Source organism: Micromonospora sp. WMMD730 (assembly GCF_049178955.1).
Classification (GTDB): Bacteria; Actinomycetota; Actinomycetes; order Mycobacteriales; family Micromonosporaceae; genus Micromonospora; species Micromonospora wenchangensis.
The window spans coordinates 1,238,042-1,255,676 of sequence record NZ_JBMHML010000002.1; the positions used below are offsets into that span (position 1 = coordinate 1,238,042).

The window sequence follows — 17,635 nt, forward strand, 5'->3', positions numbered from 1 at the left end:
ACCGCCCCCACGCCCGTGGACGGGCGGTGGTGCGGGGGCGCGGTGCGGGGGCGGTCACGGCTGCTCCCGGGCGGGGCGCAGGGTGACCGCCCGGTCGGCGAGCGCGGCGACGAAGTCCCCGTCGTGGGTGACGGTGACCACGCCGTGTCCGGCGTCGCGCAGGTCGGCGAAGAGGTCGACCAGCTCACCCCAGGTGCGGCGGTCCTGGCCGAAGGTGGGTTCGTCGCAGATCAGCAGCCGGGGCGCGGTGGCCAGGGCGGTCGCCACGCTGAGCCGCCGGGCCTCCCCACCCGAGAGGGTGTACGGGTTGGCCCCGGCGAGCCGGGTCAGCCGCAGCCGCTCCAGCAACTCGTCCACGGTGGCCCGGACGGACGGTTCGGGGCGACCCGTCCGGCGCGGACCGAGGGCCAGTTCGTCGCGGACGGTACGGGTGACGAACTGGTGCTCCGGGTCCTGGAAGACCGAACCGATCCGACCGGCCAGGGCGGGGGCCCGCCACCGGTGCGGGGGCGTACGGGTGTCCCCGTCGGCCAGGGCGGCGGTGGCGGTCAGCCGGCCGGCCCCGGGGCGGAGCAGGCCGCCGAGCAGCAGCGCGAGGGTGGACTTGCCGGCCCCGTTCGGGCCGAGGACGGCGAGCGCCTCGCCGGCGCGTACGGCCAGGTCGGTGGGGGCCAGCCGGGGCGGCAGGCCGAGCCGGTCGGCGGTGAGCAACTCCGCGCCTTTCGGTCCGGCGGCCCGCCGGGTCACCGTGGGGTGACCGGGCACCCACACCCCCTCGGCGGCGAGCGCGGCCCCGTGCGCGGCGAAGACCGCCTCCGGGGTCCCGTCGGCCCGGACCCCGCCACCGGGAGCCAGCACCACCACCCGGTCGACCAGGGGCAGGGCGTCGGCGACCCGGTGTTCGACCAGGACCAGGGTGGTGTCGGGGTCCAACGCGCCGGCCACCGCCGTGCGGACCAGGTCCGCGCCGGCCGGATCGAGGTTGGCGGTCGGCTCGTCGAGCAGCAGCAGCCCCGGCCGCAGCGCCAGCACCCCGGCCAGGGCGAGCCGCTGCTGCTCGCCGCCGGACAACGCCGCGGTGGGCCGGTCCCGGTGGTACGGGAAACCGACCCGGCGCAGCGCCTCGTCCACCCGGGGCCAGATCTCGTCGCCGGGTACCCCCCGGTTCTCCAGGCCGAACGCGACGTCGTCGCCGCAGCGGGCCATCACGAGCTGGGACTGCGGGTCCTGGAAGACGGTGCCGACCCGTTCGCGGGCCTTGGCCGGGTCGAGGCCGTCGATCTCGACGGTGCCCTCCCGCTCGCCGGAGTCCGCCGGCAGCAGCCCGGCCAGCGCGGCGAGCAGGGTGCTCTTGCCGGCCCCGGACGGCCCCAGCAGCAGCACCCGTTCCCCGTGGTCGATGCGCAGGTCGACCCCGCGTACCGCCCAGGCCCGCCGCCCGGCGTGCCGCCAGCCGAAGCCGACCAGCCTCACCCCGGCCACACCGCCGACCCTTCCCCGCTCGCCACGGCAGCCTCAGACGAGGGTGCGGTCGCGGGCGGCGGGGAACCGGTCGAGCACCCCGGTCTCGGCGAGCGCCCGGGTCAGGTACCAGCCGCCGACACCGGCGACGACGGCGGCGCTGAGCACGGTCAGCGCCGCGTACGGCAGGCGGTAGCTGGTCAGGGCGTACTCGGCGTTCCAGACGAAGAAGTCGAACAGGGCGGCGCTCAGCCCGGTCATCGCCCCGGCGAGCACCGCCACCGGCAGCCGGTACGCCCGGTAGCGGAACGCGGCGAAGGCCAGCTCCGCGCCGAGACCCTGAATCAGGCCCTGGACGATGGTGACGCCGCCCCACTCCGCACCGAGCAGTGCGGAGACGGTGGCGGCGACGGCCTCGCAGAACAGGGCCGCCCCCGGCTTGCGGATCACCAGGCCGCCGAGCACGGCCGGGACGAGCCACACCCCGTACATCACGGCCTGGCTGGCCGGTGCGGCGGCGAAGACCGGGTCGGCGGCCTTCCAGACCAGGCCCCAGGCCCAGAAGATGACCCCGAAGGCCACGGCGATCACGGCGGCGACCACGATGTCGATCGTGCGCCACCGGTTGGTGGTGGTGTGCTGCATGTCGGTGCTCCCAGTCCAGAAGATCGAACCAGGAGAAGACGCACGCCGCGCCCGGCGGCAGCCGGACGGCGGCGCGGCTGGAGGTCGACCGAACTCCCTGCGCTGGCATTACCCAGATCAGGTTCGAGGGTCTGCGGGCGGTGCCCGCACTCTCAGCGCTGTGCGCTCCCCTGTCGGATGTGAAGTTGTCTCGGCAGACGCTAGCACCGACCTGCGGCAACGGCCCAGCAGGTCATGGTTCCCGGCATTCGACGCCCGGTCGGGGCCCGGGTCGCTGGGTAGTCTGACGATCATGCGGGTAGCGGCGCGGGGACTGACGTTCGACGTACGGGCCGGTGGCCCGGAGGGCGGCCACGTGGTGCTGCTGCTGCACGGCTTCCCCCAGCACGGTGGGGAGTGGGACGCGGTGGTGCCGGCCCTGCACGCCGCCGGGCTGCGCACGTACGCACCCGACCAGCGGGGTTACTCGCCCGGTGCCCGTCCCACCGAGGTGGCCGACTACCGGCTGCCGGAGCTGGTCGCCGACGCGGTGGCGGTGCTGGACGCGCTGGGCGTCGACACCGCGCACGTGGTGGGGCACGACTGGGGCGCGGTCGTCGCCTGGGCGTTGGCCGCGCGGCATCCGGAGCGGGTGCGTACCCTCACCGCGGTCTCGGTGCCGCATCCGGCCGCCTTCGGGTACGCGCTGGCCACCGACCGCCGGCAGCGGGCGCGCTCGTCGTACATGGCGTTGTTCCGCCGGGCCGGCCTGGCGGAGAAGGTGCTGCTGGCCGGGCGGGGGGTGGTGCTGCGCCGGCTGCTGTCCGGCGTCGGCGACCCGGCCCGGGTGGCCGGGTACGCCGGGCCGCTGCGGACGCCCGGCGCGTTGACCGGGGCGTTGAACTGGTACCGGGCGATGTCGGGTCGGGACATGAAGGCGGTCGGTCCGGTGGGCGTGCCGACCAGCTACGTGTGGAGCGACCGGGACGTGGCGATCGGACGGGCCGCCGCGCAGGCGTGCGTCCGGCACGTGTCGGGGGACTACCGGTTCGTGGTGCTCTCCGGGGTGACCCACTGGATTCCCGACGAGGCGCCGGGCCCGCTGGCCGAGGCGATCCTGGCCCGGGTGCGCGGGTCGGCCCGATGATGTCGGCGCAGCGGCCCGATCGGGGTTCGTGAATCGGTTTCGGGCGGTTGCGGATCGGGCACAGGCGTTGCTGCCGACGGGGGGTGCCCCCGTCGGTCGTACCGTCTGAACCGGAGGTAACGCGTGTCGAAGGAATCCGAGAAGCAGCGATGGCAACGCAACTTCGCCGATCTGCTCCAGGAACTGCGGGTCGCCCAGACCGGCGTGCAGATCCTCTTCGCCTTCCTGCTGACCCTGCCGTTCAGTAACGGGTTCACCCGGACCAGCGAGTTCCAGCGGGACGTCTACATCCTGGCCCTGCTGTCCGCCGCCGCGGCCACCGCGATGATCATTTCGCCGGTCGCCTTCCACCGGGCGCTGTTCCGCCAGGGCCGCAAGCCGGAACTGGTCCGCTTCGCGCACCGGATGGCCTCCGCTGGCCTGGCCTTCATGCTGGTCGCGATGGTGAGCGCGGTCCTGCTGATCGCCGACTTCGTGCTCGACACCGGCATCGCCGTGGTGCTCACCGTGATCACCGGCCTGTGGTTCCTGACCTTCTGGGTGATCCTGCCGTTCGCCCGGCGCAACTGGGGCGACGACGACATCGACGACGACGATGACGACCCGGTGGTGCTGAACGGCGACTGATCCCGACCGCGGGTGGTGCGACGAGTGCGGTGGGCCGGGGGCCCACCCGGGCGACGGCGGCCCGGGTGGGCCCCCGGCCCCGCTGCCGGCCGGTGGGTCAGCGGGCGATGGCCCAGGCCAGCACGGCCGCCAGGATGAGCCCGTTGAGCAGCGCCAACACCAGGTACGCCTGCGGCGGGATCTTGCGTCCGCGCCGGACGAAGCTGACCAGCACGGCGGCGTACGCCAGCAGCAGCACGGCGATCACGATCAGGAAGTAGAGCACCGCACCACCCTAGACGAGCCGGTCGTGGTGCCCGACGACCGAGCGCGACCGCCCGCGGCCCGGTGCGGCGTCGCCTGGCGTGCCGGCCCGACCGGGCGGAGGTGGGAGAGCAGATTAATATCGAGTAACATCGATTTTTGCCTCCTCTCGTCCCGGGCTGCGGCCATCGTCGCGGGGCTCGGGCGGCCGTCCAGATGGGGGCGGGCGACGCCGGCCCGGCACCGGCGACTAGGAGCAGATGATGAGAGCAGCGCGGCGACGTATCGCCGGACTCGGCGCGATCACACTGGCGGTCCTCGCGGGCGGTGTGGCGGTCGCGGCGGGCAACGCCACCGCGGCGGCCACCGGCTGCCGGGTCGACTACAAGGTCACCAGCGAGTGGCAGGGCGGCTTCGGCGCGGACGTCACCATCACCAACCTCGGCGATCCGGTCAACGGCTGGACGCTCACCTGGGCGTTCGCCAGCGGGCAGCGGGTCAGCCAGGCGTGGAACGCCACCGTCACCCAGAACGGGACGGCGGTCAGCGCCACGGACGTCGGCTACAACGGCACCATCGGGACCGGGGCCGCCGTCAGCTTCGGGTTCAACGGCGCGTGGACCACCGCCAACCCGGTGCCCACCGCGTTCGCGCTCAACGGGGTCTCCTGCACCGGCGCGACCCCGACCGTCACCCCCTGCCCGCCACCGTCCACCCCGCCCACCCCCACCCCGACCCTCACTCCCACGCCGCCCCCGACCCGGACGCCGACCCCCACCCCGACGCCCACGACGCAGCCGCGGGTCACCGTGTGGCTGGCGGGGGACTCCACGGTCGCCAACCCGTCGTCGAGCGGGGCCTGCCCGGTGGGCTGGGGCAACCAGTTCGGCCAGTACCTCAACGGCAACGCCACCGTGGTCAACAGCGCGGTCGGCGGGCGCAGCATCCAGACCTGGCTGTACGACCCGAACGTCACCACCACGATGAACGCGGCCGGCGAGTGCGTGATCAACCCGCAGACCTACTCGACCCGCTGGCAGGCGATGCTCAACGCCAACGGCGGGATGAAGGCCGGCGACTACCTGTTCATCCAGTTCGGCATCAACGACGGCAGCACCACCTGCAACCGGCACGTCGGCTCGGCCCGCTACAAGGAACTGCTCGGCGTGATGGCCCGCGCGGCCCAGCAGCGGGGCGCGTACCCGGTCTTCCTCACCCCGGCCGCCGCGATCACCTGCTCGGGTAGCACCGCCGTGGGCAACCGGGGCTTCCTCACCGAGACCTTCGACGCGGGTCGGGCCAACAACGTCCCCGTCATCGACCTGCACAAGCTGAGCTACACGCTCTACAACACGCTGAAGCTGTGCCCGAACAACGGTGACTACAACTCGGGCGCGGTGGGCGCGTTCTTCTGCGCCGACCACACCCACTTCGAGACGGCCGGGGCCCGGCAGATCGCCGGCGTGGTCGCCACCGCCCTGCGTAACCAGCAGCTCGGCCTCGCGGCCTACCTGCGCTGACGGCGTGTGGTCGGGCGGCCCCGGAACCGGGGCCGCCCGACCGGGGTCAGGACAGCGTGCAGGCGGTGCCGTTGAGGGTGAAGCCGGCGGGCCGGTTGTTCGCACCGGTGGCGTCGGCGAGGAAACCGAAGCTCGCCGTCGCGCCGGCCGCGATCGTGCCGTTCCAGCCGGCGTTGGTCGCGCGGACGGTGCCGCCGCTCTGCGTGTAGCTCGCGTTCCAGGCCTGGCTGATCCGCTGGCCGTCGGCGAAGCTCCACTGCAGCGTCCAGCCGTCGACCGGGGCCGTGCCGGTGTTGCGGATCGTCACCTCGCCCTGGAACCCGCCCTGCCACTGCCCGGTGACCGCGTATCCGACGGCGCATCCGGTCCCGCCGGGCGGCGGCGTGGTCACCGGCGGCGCGGTGGTCGGGGGTGCGGTGGTCGGCGGTGCGGTGGTCGGGGGTGCCGTGGTCGGGGGTGCGGTGGTCGGCGGTGCCGTGGTGGGGGTGGGCGTCGGCGTGGTGGTCAGCTTCGCCGCGATGACCGGGGCGAGCCGGGCCGTGATCGCCCGGTGCCCGGCGTCGTTCGGGTGCACCGAGTCGCTCAGCCCGTCGGCCGGCAGCCAGCCGGTGGTGTCCACGTAGAACACGTTGCGGTCGCCGCCGCCGGTGACCGTGCTGACGGCGGCGGCGGTCTCCGCGGCGTACCGGCCGCTGAAGGTGCGCAGCGCGAAGATCGCCGCGCGCGGGTACTTGCCCCGCACGGTACGGATGAACGTGGCGTACTGGTTCTGGAAGTCCGTGCCGCTCACCCCGTGACTGCGGTCGTTGGTGCCCAGGTTGATCACCACGGCGTCGGCCTGGTAGCGGCTGAAGTCCCAGGCCGGACTGTTCGCCGCGTACCCGGTGCGGAGGAACTGGCTGGCGACGCTGACGCAGCCGTCGGCGGTGGCGACCAGGCAGCCCCCGCCGTAGCCGAGTTGGGTGTGTTCGGTGCCGAGCTGCTCGCCGGTCAGCCAGCCGTACGCGGTCAGCGCCGTGCGGGACGAGGTGGTGCCGAGGGTGATGGAGTCGCCGACGAACTCGATCAGCTGGGGCCGGACCGCCGCCGGCAGGGTACGCGCGCCCGAGTCGAGGGTGAGCCCCTGGAACACCGCGTCCCCGGTGTACGAGCCGGCGACCACCCGGTACGACACCACAAGCGTGTGGTTGCCGGCGCGCAGCGGGGTCGGGGTCAGGTTGACCGTGCCGCTGACGTTGGTCAGGTAGCGGAAGTCGGCCCCGTCGATGCTGTAGTAGAGGTCGATGGTGCGGCGCTGCCGCAGCTTGACAGTGGTGCCGGTGAACCCGGTCTTGAGGTAGGCGCCCGCCCAGTTCGGCACGTACGCGCTGCTGTTGCTGCGGTCCCAACGGCCGACGAAGGCGATGTTCGCGTCGGTGGGGGAGCCGTCGCCGGTGGCGGCGCTGGCCGGGGGCAGGCCGATGAGGGTGGCGGCCAGCACCGCCACCACCCCGGCGGCTCCCGCCGCGAGGATCGACCGACTGCGGGACACGGGCATGGGGACGCTCCCTCTCCGGGCCGTCCGTGCCGACGCACGACGACGGCTTTGCAGACCTAAGACATTCACCATCATCTAAGCCTGCGGGCCGGGGGGACACAACAGGTGACGGTGCCTACCGACCACCGCGCAGGCCGAGTCGGCGCAGCTCCAGGGCGGCGAGCGCGTCGACGGTGGCGTCGTCGCCCCGCCGCCACGCCTGCGCCACGTCGGGGTCGATCCGGGTCAGCCTGCGCAGCGGCTGACTGGTCAGCGCGCGCAGCGCCAGCAGGTCCCGGCCGGCCGGCCCGGCGGCGAGGGCCTTCGCCGACGCGGCCCGGCGCATCCAGCGCAGCCGCAGCGGCAGCCAGCCGAACAGCACCAGCCCGAGCGGGAAGACCAGCACCGCGATGCTCAACGCCCACGCGAGCTGACCGACCAGGTCCTGCTGGTCGCGGCCGGCCTCGGCCACCGCGCGGGCGGCGTCGGCGGCCTTGGTGAACGGGCCGGTCAGCTCGTCGCCGACCAGCGGCACCCGGCCCACCTTGCCACCGGCCTCGGCCAGGTTGTCGGCGAGGCCGCCGCCGGCCCCCTCCAGCTTCCGCCCCGGTACGGCAAGCTTCTCCACCAGGTCGTACAGCCACATCGCGAAGCGGATCGCCGCATAGACCCAGGCGACGACGAGGAGATCGGTGAGGAACTGACGGAGGGCGACCGGAAAACGGTCAGCGTAGATCTTCACGGCCGACAGCGTGCCACGACGCGGGCCGCCCGGCACCCCCCGCGCGCCCGGCGGCCGGCTCACCGGGGGCGGACGGCCCCTCCCCGGCATGGCTGACCGCGTCGGCGACGATGTGCGCGACGTGCTCGTCGACCAGGGCGTAGGCGATCTCCCGGCCGCGCCGGGAACCCCGCACCACCCCCGCGCCGCGCAGCACCCGCAGGTGCTGGGAGACCAGCGGCTGCGGTGCGCCGAGCTGCTCGACCAGCTCGTGCACGCACCGCTCGCCCTGGGCCAGCTCGCTCACGATCGCCAGCCGGATCGGCGCGGACAGCGCCCGGAGCAGCTCGCCCGCGCCCTCGAAGGCGTCGTAGCCGTGGGTGCCGGTCACCCCGTAACGGTAACCAATACCAGTGACGGTTCGTCGGTCGGCGTCACCGCAGCACCACCTCGTGCGGCTCCGGCGCGCTGACCACGGCCGGGGTGGCCCGGCGGCGCAGCACCCGCCGGGCGGCCGCGGCCAGCGCCACCACGAGGAACGACGCGATCGCCAGCAGCACCACCGAGGCGCCGGGGGCGGTGTCGGCGGTGGCCGCCACCCACACCCCCGCCCCGGCGGCGAACAGGCCGAGCGCCATGGCCGCCGTCATGGTGCTGCGGAAGCCCCGGGTGACCTGCTGCGCGGTGGCCACCGGCACCACCATCAGCGCGCTGATCAGCAGGACGCCGACGGCCCGCATGGCGATGGTGACGGTGACCGCGGTGGCGACCGCCAGCAGCATGTTCAACGCCCGCACGGGCAACCCGGCGACCCGGGCGTACTCCTCGTCGTGGCAGACCGCGAACAGCGCCGGGCGCAGCGCCAGCATGAGCACCGCGATGCTCGCGCCGAGCACCGCGATGGTGGTCAGGTCGGCGGGGGAGGTGGTGGTGAGCGAGCCGAACAGGTAGGCGTTGAGGTTGGCGCTGCTGGCGTCGGAGAGACCGACCAGCATCACCCCACCGGCGATGCCGCCGTAGAACAGCAGCGCCAGCGCCAGGTCGCCGGAGGTGCGGCCCCGGGCCCGCACCAGCTCGATGGTGACCGCACCGAGGATCGCGGCGACCACCGCCACCAGCACCGGGGACCGGTTGAGCAGCAGGCCCGCCCCGACGCCGGTGAGCGCGACGTGGCCGATGCCGTCACCGATCAGGGCCAGCCGCCGCTGCACCAGATAGATGCCGAGAGCCGGGGCGGCCAGCCCGATCACCAGGGCACCGACCAGCGCCCGCTGCATGAAGTCGTACTGGAAGAGGTCCATCGTTCAGCTGCTCCACAGCCCGGCGGGCTCCTCGGGACCGTGCGGGTGCACGTGGTCGTGGTCGGGCTCGGCGTGGTGCCCGGCCGGTTCGGGCACCGGGCCGTCGTGGCAGACGCCACCCTGGTGCACCACCACCGCCCGGCTGATCAGCGGGCGCAGCGGCCCCAGCTCGTGGGCGACCAGCAGCACGGTGCCCCCGGTGCCGACGAAGTCGTGCAGCGCCCCGGCGAACGCCTCCTGGCTGGCCGCGTCGACCCCGGCGGTCGGCTCGTCGAGCACCAGCAGCTCCGGCTCACCGGCCAGGGCGCGGGCGATCAGGGTGCGCTGCTGCTGGCCGCCGGAGAGGGTGGCCACCGGGTCGCGGGCCCGGTCGGCGAGCCCCACCGCGCGCAGCGCCGCGTCCACCGCGGCCCGGTCGGCCCGGCCCGGCGGGCGCAGCACGCCCCGGCGGGCCAGCCGCCCCGAGGCCACCACCTCACGGACAGTTGCCGGCACGCCGCTGCCGGCCCCGAGGCGCTGCGGGACGTACCCGATCCGGTGCCACTGCCGGAACCGGCGCTGCGGGACGCCGAACAGCTCGACGGTGCCGGCACCCAGCGGGACCAGCCCGAGCACCGCCCGGATCAGGGTGGACTTGCCGGAGCCGTTGGCGCCGAGCACCGCCACCACCTCGCCGGCGGTGACGGTCAGCGAGACGTCCCGCAGCACCGGGCGGCCGTCGTAGCCGGCGGTGGCGTGCGAGACCTGGATGACGGGAGCGGTCACGAGCACCCCAGGGCGGTACGGAGCGTGGTCAGGTTGGTGCGCATCACCGAAAGGTAGTCCCCACCCCCGTCAGCGGAGAGCCCTTCGATCGGGTCGAGCACCGCGGTCTTCGCGCCGACCTCGGCGGCGATGGTCTCGGCGACCTTCGGGCTGACCAGCGTCTCGAAGAAGATCGTGGTGGCGCGGTGCTCGCGGGCCTCGCGGGCGACCTCGGCCAGCCGCTGCGGGGCGGGCTCGGTGTCGGGGGTGAGCCCGGTGAGGCCGATCTGCTCCAGCTGGTAACGCTCGGCGAGGTAGCCGAACGCGGCGTGGCTGACCACGATCTCCCGGCGCTGGCAGGTCTTCAGGCCGGCGGCGTACTCGGTGTCGAGCTTCTCCAGCTCGCCGCGCAGCGTCCGGGCCCGGGTCGTGTAGTCGGCGGCCCGGTCCGGGTCGACGGCGCCGAGCCGTTCGGCGAGCCTGTCGGCGACGGTGGCCAGCCGGGTCGGGTCGAGCCAGAGGTGCGGGTCCTTGCCGCCGCTCTCCTCGGCGTGACCGTCCTCACCCTCGTGGTCGTGCCCGTCGGCTGTCGCGTCGCGCAGCGGTGCGACGGTCGTCACGTCGAAGGCCCGGTCGGCGGCGTTCTGCGCGACGGCCTCGTCCACCGCCGGCTGGAAGCCCTTGAGATAGAAGACCAGCTCGGCCTCGCTGACCTGGCCGACCTGGCGCGGGTTGAGTTCCAGGTCGTGCGGCTCCGCGCCCGGCTTGGCCAGGTTGGTGACGGTGACCGCGTTCCCGCCGACCCGCTCGGCGACGAACTGGAGGGGATAGAAGGCGGCGACCACGTCCACCCGGTCCGGGTCGGCCCCGGCGCCCTCGGTCGAGCAGGCGGTGCCGCCGGTCAGGACGAGCAGGGCGGTGGCGGCGGCGGTCAGGGCGCGGAGCGGGGTGCGGGAGGTCATGTCGGCAACTGTCCGTGAAAACGAGAATGATTGTCAAAAACGCATGGGTGCATGTCAGAAGAGCTTGACCAGGGCCACTGCCACCAGCAGCGTCAGCATCACCAGCCGGATCAGCCGGGTCTGCGGCGCCTGCACCGGCCAGGTGACCGTCAGCAGGTAGGCCAGCCCCGCGGCCAGCGCCAGCAGGAGCAGCCCACCGACCGGGCCGGGTGCGAAGAGCGCCACCAGCACCAGCGCCAGGGTGGCGAGGAACACCGACGTCGGGTTCGCCCGGGCCAACCGGGCCAGCAGAGGGCGCTGCGTAGGCTGCATCCCACAGACTCTACGAGGAGGAACCCGGTGCTGGTCACCAACCGGTTCGTGGTCGCCGTCGAGGCGTCGGACGACTTCACCGCCCGGGCGCACGCCGCGCTGGCCGCGCTCGCCGCCCGCCCCGGCTACCTACGCGGTGAACTCCTGCGTGCCCTCGACGACCCCCGGCACTGGTGCCTGCTCACCGAGTGGGAGTCGGTCGGGACGTACCGGCGGGCGCTGGGCGGGTTCGACGTCAAGATCACCGCCGTGCCGCTGCTCGCCGAGTCGGTCGACGAACCCTCGGCGTACGAGACGCTGGCCGGCGCGGCCCCCGACGGCGAGGTGGTGGTCGTCGACAGCGACCGGGCCGCGCGTCCGCACCGCTGAACCACATCCGGCTGCGTGTCCGGTAGCAGCGAGTCCGATCGGGCCGCGCGTCCGCAGCGTCGGGCCCGGGGGCACTACCCTGCTCCTATGACCGCTCCCGGCCCGGCAGCCCCACCGCCGTACCCCGCGACACCCGGCCCGGACGGCGCACCGCCGCCCGCCGCCCCGGGTGGCCCGGGAACCCCCACCCCGCCGGGTGTCCCGGGCGTGCCCACCCCGCCGTCGGACCCGGGGGTCCCCCCGCCGCCCCCGGGGCCCGGGGTCGCCCCGCCGTTCGCCGCCCCGCCCACCGAGGGCAGCCGCAAGCGGCTCTGGCTGGGCCTCGGCGTCGGCGCGCTGGCCCTGCTGATCTGCTGCGGCGGCGGTGGCGCGGCAGCCGTCGGGCTGGTGGTCAGCAACGTGCAGGCCATCGAGGAGCAGGGCCAGGCGGTCACCGACGACTACTACCGCGCCCTGGTCGCCAAGGAGTACGGCAAGGCCTACGACACCCTCTGCGAGGACGCGCGGCGGCGGGAGTCGCGGGGCGAGTTCACCCGCCGGGTCGCCGAGGAGCCGGCGGTCGCCAGCTACCGGGTGGGCGACGTCGACCCGCAGACCCTGACCGTGCCGGTCGACGTCACCTTCAGCGGCGGCGGCCAAGACACCCAGCAGGTCACCCTCGCCGCCGACCAGCAGAGCGGCGGCATGGAGGTCTGCGGGGTCAGCTGAGCCGTCCCCGGTATTCTGCTGGGCCCGGGGCGCTGCTGGTCGTACCGTTGTCCCGGGCCGTCCGGTCCCACCCGTCTTCATGGCCACGCCGACCGCCAGCCGGCGTAGGAGGAAACATGCCAGCCGACCGTATCGACGCCGTCGTCAGCCTCGCCAAGCGCCGAGGCTTCGTCTTCCCCTCCAGCGAGATCTACGGAGGCACCCGGTCGGCGTGGGACTACGGTCCGCTCGGCGTGGAGCTGAAGGAGAACGTCCGCCGGCAGTGGTGGAAGGCGATGGTCCAGCAGCGCGACGACGTCGTCGGCCTCGACTCGGCGGTCATCCTCGCCCGCAAGGTCTGGGAGGCCAGCGGCCACCTCGCCGAGTTCGTCGACCCGCTGACCGAGTGCCAGTCCTGCCACAAGCGGTTCCGCGCCGACCACCTGGAGGAGGCGTACGCCGAGAAGCACGGCAAGCCGCTGACCTCGTTGCAGGAGCTGAACTGCCCCAACTGCGGCAACAAGGGCACCTTCACCGAGCCGAAGATGTTCAACGGCCTGATGAAGACCTACCTCGGCCCGGTGGAGAGCGACGAGGGCCTGCACTACCTGCGCCCGGAGACCGCCCAGGGCATCTTCGTCAACTACAACAACGTGGCGACCGCCGCCCGCAAGAAGCCGCCGTTCGGCATCGCGCAGACCGGCAAGTCGTTCCGCAACGAGATCACCCCGGGCAACTTCATCTTCCGTACCCGCGAGTTCGAGCAGATGGAGATGGAGTTCTTCGTCGAGCCCGGCTCCGACGAGCAATGGCACGAGTACTGGTTGCAGGAGCGCTGGAACTGGTACCTCGACCTGGGTCTGTCGGAGGAGAACCTGCGCTTCTACGAGCACCCCAAGGAGAAGCTCTCCCACTACTCGAAGCGCACCGTCGACATCGAGTACCGGTTCCGGTTCGGCGGCACCGAGTTCGCCGAGCTGGAGGGCGTCGCCAACCGTACCGACTTCGACCTGGCCACGCACAGCAAGCACTCCGGGGTGGACCTGTCGTACTTCGACCAGACCCGCAACGAGCGCTGGGTGCCGTACGTCATCGAGCCGGCCGCCGGCCTCACCCGCGCGGTGCTGGCGTTCCTGCTGGAGGCGTACGACGAGGACGAGGCCCCGAACACCAAGGGCGGCGTCGACAAGCGCACCGTGATGCGCTTCGACCCCCGGTTGGCCCCGGTCAAGGTGGCGGTGCTGCCGCTGTCGCGCAACGAGGCGCTCTCGCCGAAGGCCAAGGGGCTCGCCGCCCAGCTCCGTAAGCGCTGGGTGGTCGAGTTCGACGACTCGCAGGCGATCGGCCGCCGCTACCGCCGGCAGGACGAGATCGGCACCCCGTTCTGCGTCACCGTCGACTTCGACACCCTCGACGACGACGCGGTGACCGTGCGGAACCGGGACACCATGGCCCAGGAGCGGGTCGCCCTCGACCAGGTCGAGCGCTACCTGATCGAGCGCCTGCCCGGCTGCTGACCGGCGAGCACCGCCGGACGGCCCCGCCCCGCTGACCGGGGGCGGGGCCGGTCCGTTCTCCGGCATCGGTGGAGAGCCCTGTCCGTCCGGTCCTTGAGCCGGTGGGTGGGTCGTGCCAGCATTCCCCGTGCTGAATGTCGACACGGGGGTGGGAATGACGCACGAGCCGCAACCTGACCATGATCATGTTCCGGAGCGCCGCCGCCTCCTGCGCCGGGCCGCCGCGGTCGCCGTCACCACGGCCGGCGCGGGTGTCGCCGCCACCGTCGGCCTGCCCGGCACCGCCCGCGCCGCCCCGGGCGACCACCTCACCATGGGTACGACCAACGATGCCGGTCCGGCGACCACCACGCTCAGCCTCGGCTACGCCGGACTCACCCTGAGGAACACCGCGGGTGCGCCGTTGCGACTGGTACCCGGCGAGCAGGTCTACCCGCAGGTGCTGGACTCGCCGACCGGCACCGTCGCGGTGGACCCGCTCGGCGACGTGTTCGTCCAGGCCGGCCGGCCCGGCGACGAGGTCAACAGTTGGCTGTGGACGAGCGAGTGGGCGACCACCTCGGTCCCGGTGCGGCCGACCCGGGTGCTGGACAGCCGGGACCCGGACCTGCGCCGCACCATCGTCGCGGGCGCCTCGACGCTCGACCCGACGGGACGGCTCACCCCCGGTAACCCCATCGTGCTGAGCCTGGACCACCTGGTCCGCGACGGCTACGCCCTCAAGGGCAACGTGACAGTGGTCGGCATGACCGGTCCGGGCTTCCTGACGGCCTGGGGCAGTGGTACCAGGCCGACCGTGTCGACGGTGAACTGGTCGGCCGCCGGTCAGATCCTGTCGAACTTCCTCTTCGCCGAGCTGGGCACCCTCGGCGGGTACCGCAGCGTGCTGACGGTGCAGGTCTCCGCGCCGACCCACGTGATCGTCGACCTGACCAGCCTGCTGGTCGGCCACCCGAGCCAGATCGTCGCGGTCGGCGGCGGTGCCGCCCCGGCGAGCGCCGCCGAGGCCGCGCCCCCGGTGGAGCCCGCCCCGGCGGCGGCCGCCCCCGGTGAGCCGGTCATCCTCGGCCAGCGGAACAGCCCCGGCGTCACCACCGTGACCAGCGCCGCCCCGGACGGTGCCGCCACCCTGGCGCTGCGGAACCCGAACGGGGCGACGCTGGAGCTGACCCACAGCGACCTGCACGTGGCAAGCGATCTCGCCGTGGGCACCCTCGGAGTCGGCGTGTACGGGCTGGAGGTCGGCAACGGCACTTCCGTGGGACGAATCTCGGACGCGGCGTTCAGCACGTCGAACGCGACCATGCTGGTGCCGGTCCCGCCGACCCGGCTCCTCGACACCCGCAGCGCCGCCGGCTGGGCCCGGCTGCTGGAGGGCGGCGGCCGGATCGACGGCCGGGGGCGGGTGCTGGCCGAGACACTGCTGATCGTGCACCTGCGCGACATCGTCGAGTACGGCGACGGGATGTTGGGCAACATCACCGTGGCCGACACCACCCAGGGCGGCTTCGCCACGGTGTGGGGCACCGGCAGCCTGCCCACCGCCTCCACCATCAACTGGTGGACCGCCGGCCAACTGCTCTCCAACGGGGTGATCACGCAGCTCGGCGGTTACGAGACGGTCGGCGGCGACTACTACCCGGACGTGGTCGCCATCTACCTGCAAAAGAGCGCGGCGGCGGTGATCCTCGACGCGACCGGCCTGCTGGTGCGCCATCCGGATTCCGCGGTCGTCAATGCCCCGACGTCGACCCGTACCGCCGCCGGCTCCGCCGGCCGTCGGGCCCGGGCCCGGGCGATCAGGCAGGCCGCCGAGCGCGGCGACCGGGCGGTGCGGGCCGATGCGTGACCACGGAACCGGGAAGAGGGACATGAGCGCCGACGAGACCCCGTCCACCACCCGCCGTACGGTCATCCGGGCCGGGGTGGCCCTCGGCGTCGGTGTCGGCGCGACCGCGCTGGCCGGCACGCCGGCCGACGCCGCGCCCGGTGCGCCGGTGATCGGCGGGCAGCTCAACGACGCGGGCGAGGCCGGGACGGTGCTGGTCGGTGGCTCGTCGGCGAACCCGACGCTGGCGCTGGCCGGCACCGACCCGATGCTGCGGCTGTTCCCGACGCCGGACGACGCCATCCCGGCGGAGCTGCCGACCGGCTCGCTCGCCGTCACCCCCACCGCCGAGCTGGTGGTCGGCGGTCGGGACGGTCGTCGGGCGTACGTCAACACGTCGCGCTGGTCCAACCGCATCGTCGCCGTCCCGCCGGTGCGGCTGCTGGACACCCGGGCGCTGGCCAGCTATTCCGCCAACGTCCTCGCCGGTGCCGACGGGGTGGTGTCGGGCCGGTTGCAGGCGGGCCGGACGCTGTACCTGACCGTAAGTCGGGTCCCGGCGGGGTCCTACTACGCGCCGGTCGGTGCCTACCTCAACATCACGGTGGCGAACACGGTCTCCGGCGGAGTGCTCACCGCCTTTGCGGCCGGGGCCGCCAGGCCGGACACCTCCTCAATGAACTGGTGGGGGCCGAACCAGATCCTCTCCAACCTGGTGGAGGTGCCGTTGGGCGCCCACGAGCGTGGCGCGGCCGCGTTCGCCCTGCACGTCCGCGCCGCCGCCACGGTGGTGGTGGACGTCTCGGCCCTGATCCTGAGCCTGCCGGGTTAGGGCAGCCGCCCACCGCGGTGGGCGGGCCGCCGCCGGCATGGGATTCTGGGGTACGTGACCTCTCCCGCTGCGGTCCTGCGCCCGCTCACCATCGGCCCCCACCAGGTGTGGCCGCCGGTGGTGCTCGCCCCGATGGCCGGCATCACCAACGTCGGTTTCCGGCAACTCTGCCGGGAGCAGGGCGGTGGCATCTACGTCTGCGAGATGATCACCACGGTCGCGCTGGTGCAGCGGAACCCGAAGACCCTGCGCATGATCGCCTTCGGCGCCGACGAGCGGCCGCGCAGCCTCCAGCTCTACGGCACCGACCCCGAGATCACCGCCCAGGCGGTGCGGATCGTGGTGGAACGGGACCTGGCCGACCACATCGACCTGAACTTCGGCTGCCCGGTGCCCAAGGTGACCCGCCGGGGCGGCGGGTCGGCCCTGCCGTGGCGGCGGCGGCTGTTCGCCCGGCTGGTGCGGGCGGCGGTGGACGCCGCGTCACCCGCCGGGGTGCCGGTCACCGTCAAGATGCGCAAGGGCATCGACGACGACCACCTGACGTACGTCGAGGCGGGGCTGGCCGCCCAGGACGCCGGGGTGGCGGCGGTGGCCCTGCACGGGCGGACGGCCGCGCAGCGGTACTCCGGCACCGCCGACTGGGACGCCATCGCCACCCTCAAGCAGGCGCTCGACGTGCCGGTGCTCGGCAACGGCGACATCTGGGAGGCCGACGACGCGCTGCGGATGGTGGCCCACACCGGGGTGGACGGGGTGGTGGTCGGCCGGGGTTGCCTGGGGCGGCCGTGGCTCTTCGCCGACCTGCAGGCCGCGTTCGAGGGCCGGCCGGAGCGTCGGCTGCCGACCCTCGGCGAGGTGGCGGTGACCATGCGGCGGCACGCCGAACTGCTTGTCGACCAGTTCACCGCCGGCTCGCGTACCCCGGCCCGGGGCGAGCGGGACGGCTGCACCGACTTCCGTAAGCACGTCGCCTGGTATCTGAAGGGCTTCCCGGTCGGCAGCGAGCTGCGCCGGGAACTCGCCATGATCGAGAGCCTGGCCCAGCTCGACGACCTGCTCGGCAAGCTCGACGTGGCCGAACCGTTCCCGGTGGCCGCCCTCGGTCAGCCGCGCGGCCGGACGAACTCTCCCGGCAAGGTCTTCCTGCCCGAGGGCTGGCTGGACAGCCGGGACGACGACACCGTCCCCGAGGGCGCCGAGCTGGACGACTCGGGCGGCTGA

The 17,635-nt window shown here is 73.6% G+C and carries 18 protein-coding genes, 1 pseudogene and 1 riboswitch; of the genes and pseudogenes, 9 read left to right on the top strand and 10 right to left on the bottom strand.

Translation table 11 applies throughout. The annotated features are described in order from the left end of the window. Positions 1 to 54: 54 nt before the first annotated feature. Positions 55 to 1,482 (bottom strand): ABC transporter ATP-binding protein, encoded by a 1,428-nt coding sequence (locus ACN265_RS05710; protein WP_421406262.1) that lies wholly within the window; start codon positions 1,480 to 1,482, stop codon positions 55 to 57. A 33-nt stretch (positions 1,483 to 1,515) separates the two neighbouring features. Continuing rightward, the gene (locus ACN265_RS05715; protein ID WP_420117724.1) at positions 1,516 to 2,106 is read right to left on the bottom strand and encodes an ECF transporter S component; all 591 of its coding nucleotides are present in this window, start codon (positions 2,104 to 2,106) and stop codon (positions 1,516 to 1,518) included. A 76-nt stretch (positions 2,107 to 2,182) separates the two neighbouring features. Further along, positions 2,183 to 2,288: riboswitch (TPP riboswitch) on the bottom strand. Between the two features lie 110 nt (positions 2,289 to 2,398). Here ACN265_RS05715 and ACN265_RS05720 point away from each other — a divergent pair. Together ACN265_RS05720 and ACN265_RS05725 are read left to right on the top strand one after the other, a co-directional pair. Then, positions 2,399 to 3,232 carry an alpha/beta fold hydrolase gene (locus ACN265_RS05720; RefSeq protein ID WP_421406264.1) on the top strand — a complete coding sequence of 278 codons (834 nt, stop codon included), beginning with the start codon at positions 2,399 to 2,401 and terminating at the stop codon, positions 3,230 to 3,232. 123 nt (positions 3,233 to 3,355) lie between these two features. Continuing rightward, positions 3,356 to 3,859, top strand: a complete 504-nt coding sequence (locus ACN265_RS05725; protein ID WP_088644403.1) for a DUF6328 family protein — start codon at positions 3,356 to 3,358, stop codon at positions 3,857 to 3,859. A 97-nt stretch (positions 3,860 to 3,956) separates the two neighbouring features. On the opposite strand, the gene ACN265_RS05730 is transcribed toward ACN265_RS05725, so the two are convergent. Beyond that, entirely contained in the window at positions 3,957 to 4,124 is a 168-nt protein-coding gene (locus tag ACN265_RS05730) for a hypothetical protein (RefSeq protein WP_204926308.1), read from the bottom strand. Positions 4,125 to 4,365: 241 nt separating this feature from the next. Between ACN265_RS05730 and ACN265_RS05735 the strand changes: the two genes are divergently transcribed. Beyond that, positions 4,366 to 5,622 carry a cellulose binding domain-containing protein gene (locus tag ACN265_RS05735; protein WP_421406265.1) on the top strand — a complete coding sequence of 419 codons (1,257 nt, stop codon included), beginning with the start codon at positions 4,366 to 4,368 and terminating at the stop codon, positions 5,620 to 5,622. A 46-nt stretch (positions 5,623 to 5,668) separates the two neighbouring features. Here ACN265_RS05735 and ACN265_RS05740 read toward each other — a convergent pair whose 3' ends face one another. The 7 genes and pseudogenes from ACN265_RS05740 to ACN265_RS05770 all read right to left on the bottom strand — a co-directional run bounded on the left by ACN265_RS05740 (position 5,669) and on the right by ACN265_RS05770 (position 11,178). Beyond that, positions 5,669 to 7,159 (bottom strand): cellulose binding domain-containing protein, encoded by a 1,491-nt coding sequence (locus ACN265_RS05740; protein ID WP_421406267.1) that lies wholly within the window; start codon positions 7,157 to 7,159, stop codon positions 5,669 to 5,671. Positions 7,160 to 7,274: 115 nt separating this feature from the next. Further along, positions 7,275 to 7,880 (bottom strand): hypothetical protein, encoded by a 606-nt coding sequence (locus tag ACN265_RS05745; protein WP_204926310.1) that lies wholly within the window; start codon positions 7,878 to 7,880, stop codon positions 7,275 to 7,277. Positions 7,881 to 7,947: 67 nt separating this feature from the next. Beyond that, a pseudogene (locus ACN265_RS05750) lies at positions 7,948 to 8,250 on the bottom strand (ArsR/SmtB family transcription factor); the annotation flags it as partial. Between the two features lie 43 nt (positions 8,251 to 8,293). Then, positions 8,294 to 9,160 carry a metal ABC transporter permease gene (locus tag ACN265_RS05755; protein WP_204926311.1) on the bottom strand — a complete coding sequence of 289 codons (867 nt, stop codon included), beginning with the start codon at positions 9,158 to 9,160 and terminating at the stop codon, positions 8,294 to 8,296. A gap of 3 nt (positions 9,161 to 9,163) precedes the next feature. Then, on the bottom strand, positions 9,164 to 9,925 hold the full coding sequence (locus ACN265_RS05760) for a metal ABC transporter ATP-binding protein (protein ID WP_421406268.1): 762 nt from the start codon (positions 9,923 to 9,925) through the stop codon (positions 9,164 to 9,166). Further along, a complete protein-coding gene (locus ACN265_RS05765; RefSeq protein ID WP_421406270.1) occupies positions 9,922 to 10,866 on the bottom strand; it encodes a metal ABC transporter substrate-binding protein in 945 nt (314 codons plus the stop codon). The genes ACN265_RS05760 and ACN265_RS05765 overlap by 4 nt, the downstream gene beginning before the upstream one ends. A gap of 54 nt (positions 10,867 to 10,920) precedes the next feature. Next, positions 10,921 to 11,178 (bottom strand): DUF6703 family protein, encoded by a 258-nt coding sequence (locus ACN265_RS05770; protein ID WP_204926314.1) that lies wholly within the window; start codon positions 11,176 to 11,178, stop codon positions 10,921 to 10,923. Positions 11,179 to 11,205: 27 nt separating this feature from the next. Between ACN265_RS05770 and ACN265_RS05775 the strand changes: the two genes are divergently transcribed. The 6 genes from ACN265_RS05775 to dusB all read left to right on the top strand — a co-directional run bounded on the left by ACN265_RS05775 (position 11,206) and on the right by dusB (position 17,635). Then, positions 11,206 to 11,547 (top strand): antibiotic biosynthesis monooxygenase family protein, encoded by a 342-nt coding sequence (locus tag ACN265_RS05775; RefSeq protein WP_204926315.1) that lies wholly within the window; start codon positions 11,206 to 11,208, stop codon positions 11,545 to 11,547. 207 nt (positions 11,548 to 11,754) lie between these two features. Next, the gene (locus ACN265_RS05780) at positions 11,755 to 12,255 is read left to right on the top strand and encodes a hypothetical protein (RefSeq protein ID WP_204926481.1); all 501 of its coding nucleotides are present in this window, start codon (positions 11,755 to 11,757) and stop codon (positions 12,253 to 12,255) included. A 116-nt stretch (positions 12,256 to 12,371) separates the two neighbouring features. Further along, on the top strand, positions 12,372 to 13,751 hold the full coding sequence (locus tag ACN265_RS05785) for a glycine--tRNA ligase (RefSeq protein WP_204926316.1): 1,380 nt from the start codon (positions 12,372 to 12,374) through the stop codon (positions 13,749 to 13,751). A 154-nt stretch (positions 13,752 to 13,905) separates the two neighbouring features. Then, the gene (locus tag ACN265_RS05790; protein ID WP_421406272.1) at positions 13,906 to 15,600 is read left to right on the top strand and encodes a hypothetical protein; all 1,695 of its coding nucleotides are present in this window, start codon (positions 13,906 to 13,908) and stop codon (positions 15,598 to 15,600) included. A gap of 22 nt (positions 15,601 to 15,622) precedes the next feature. Then, a complete protein-coding gene (locus ACN265_RS05795; RefSeq protein WP_421406273.1) occupies positions 15,623 to 16,411 on the top strand; it encodes a hypothetical protein in 789 nt (262 codons plus the stop codon). Between the two features lie 54 nt (positions 16,412 to 16,465). Then, complete coding sequence (gene dusB / locus ACN265_RS05800; protein WP_204926319.1) at positions 16,466 to 17,635, top strand: tRNA dihydrouridine synthase DusB; 1,170 nt, start codon at positions 16,466 to 16,468, stop codon at positions 17,633 to 17,635.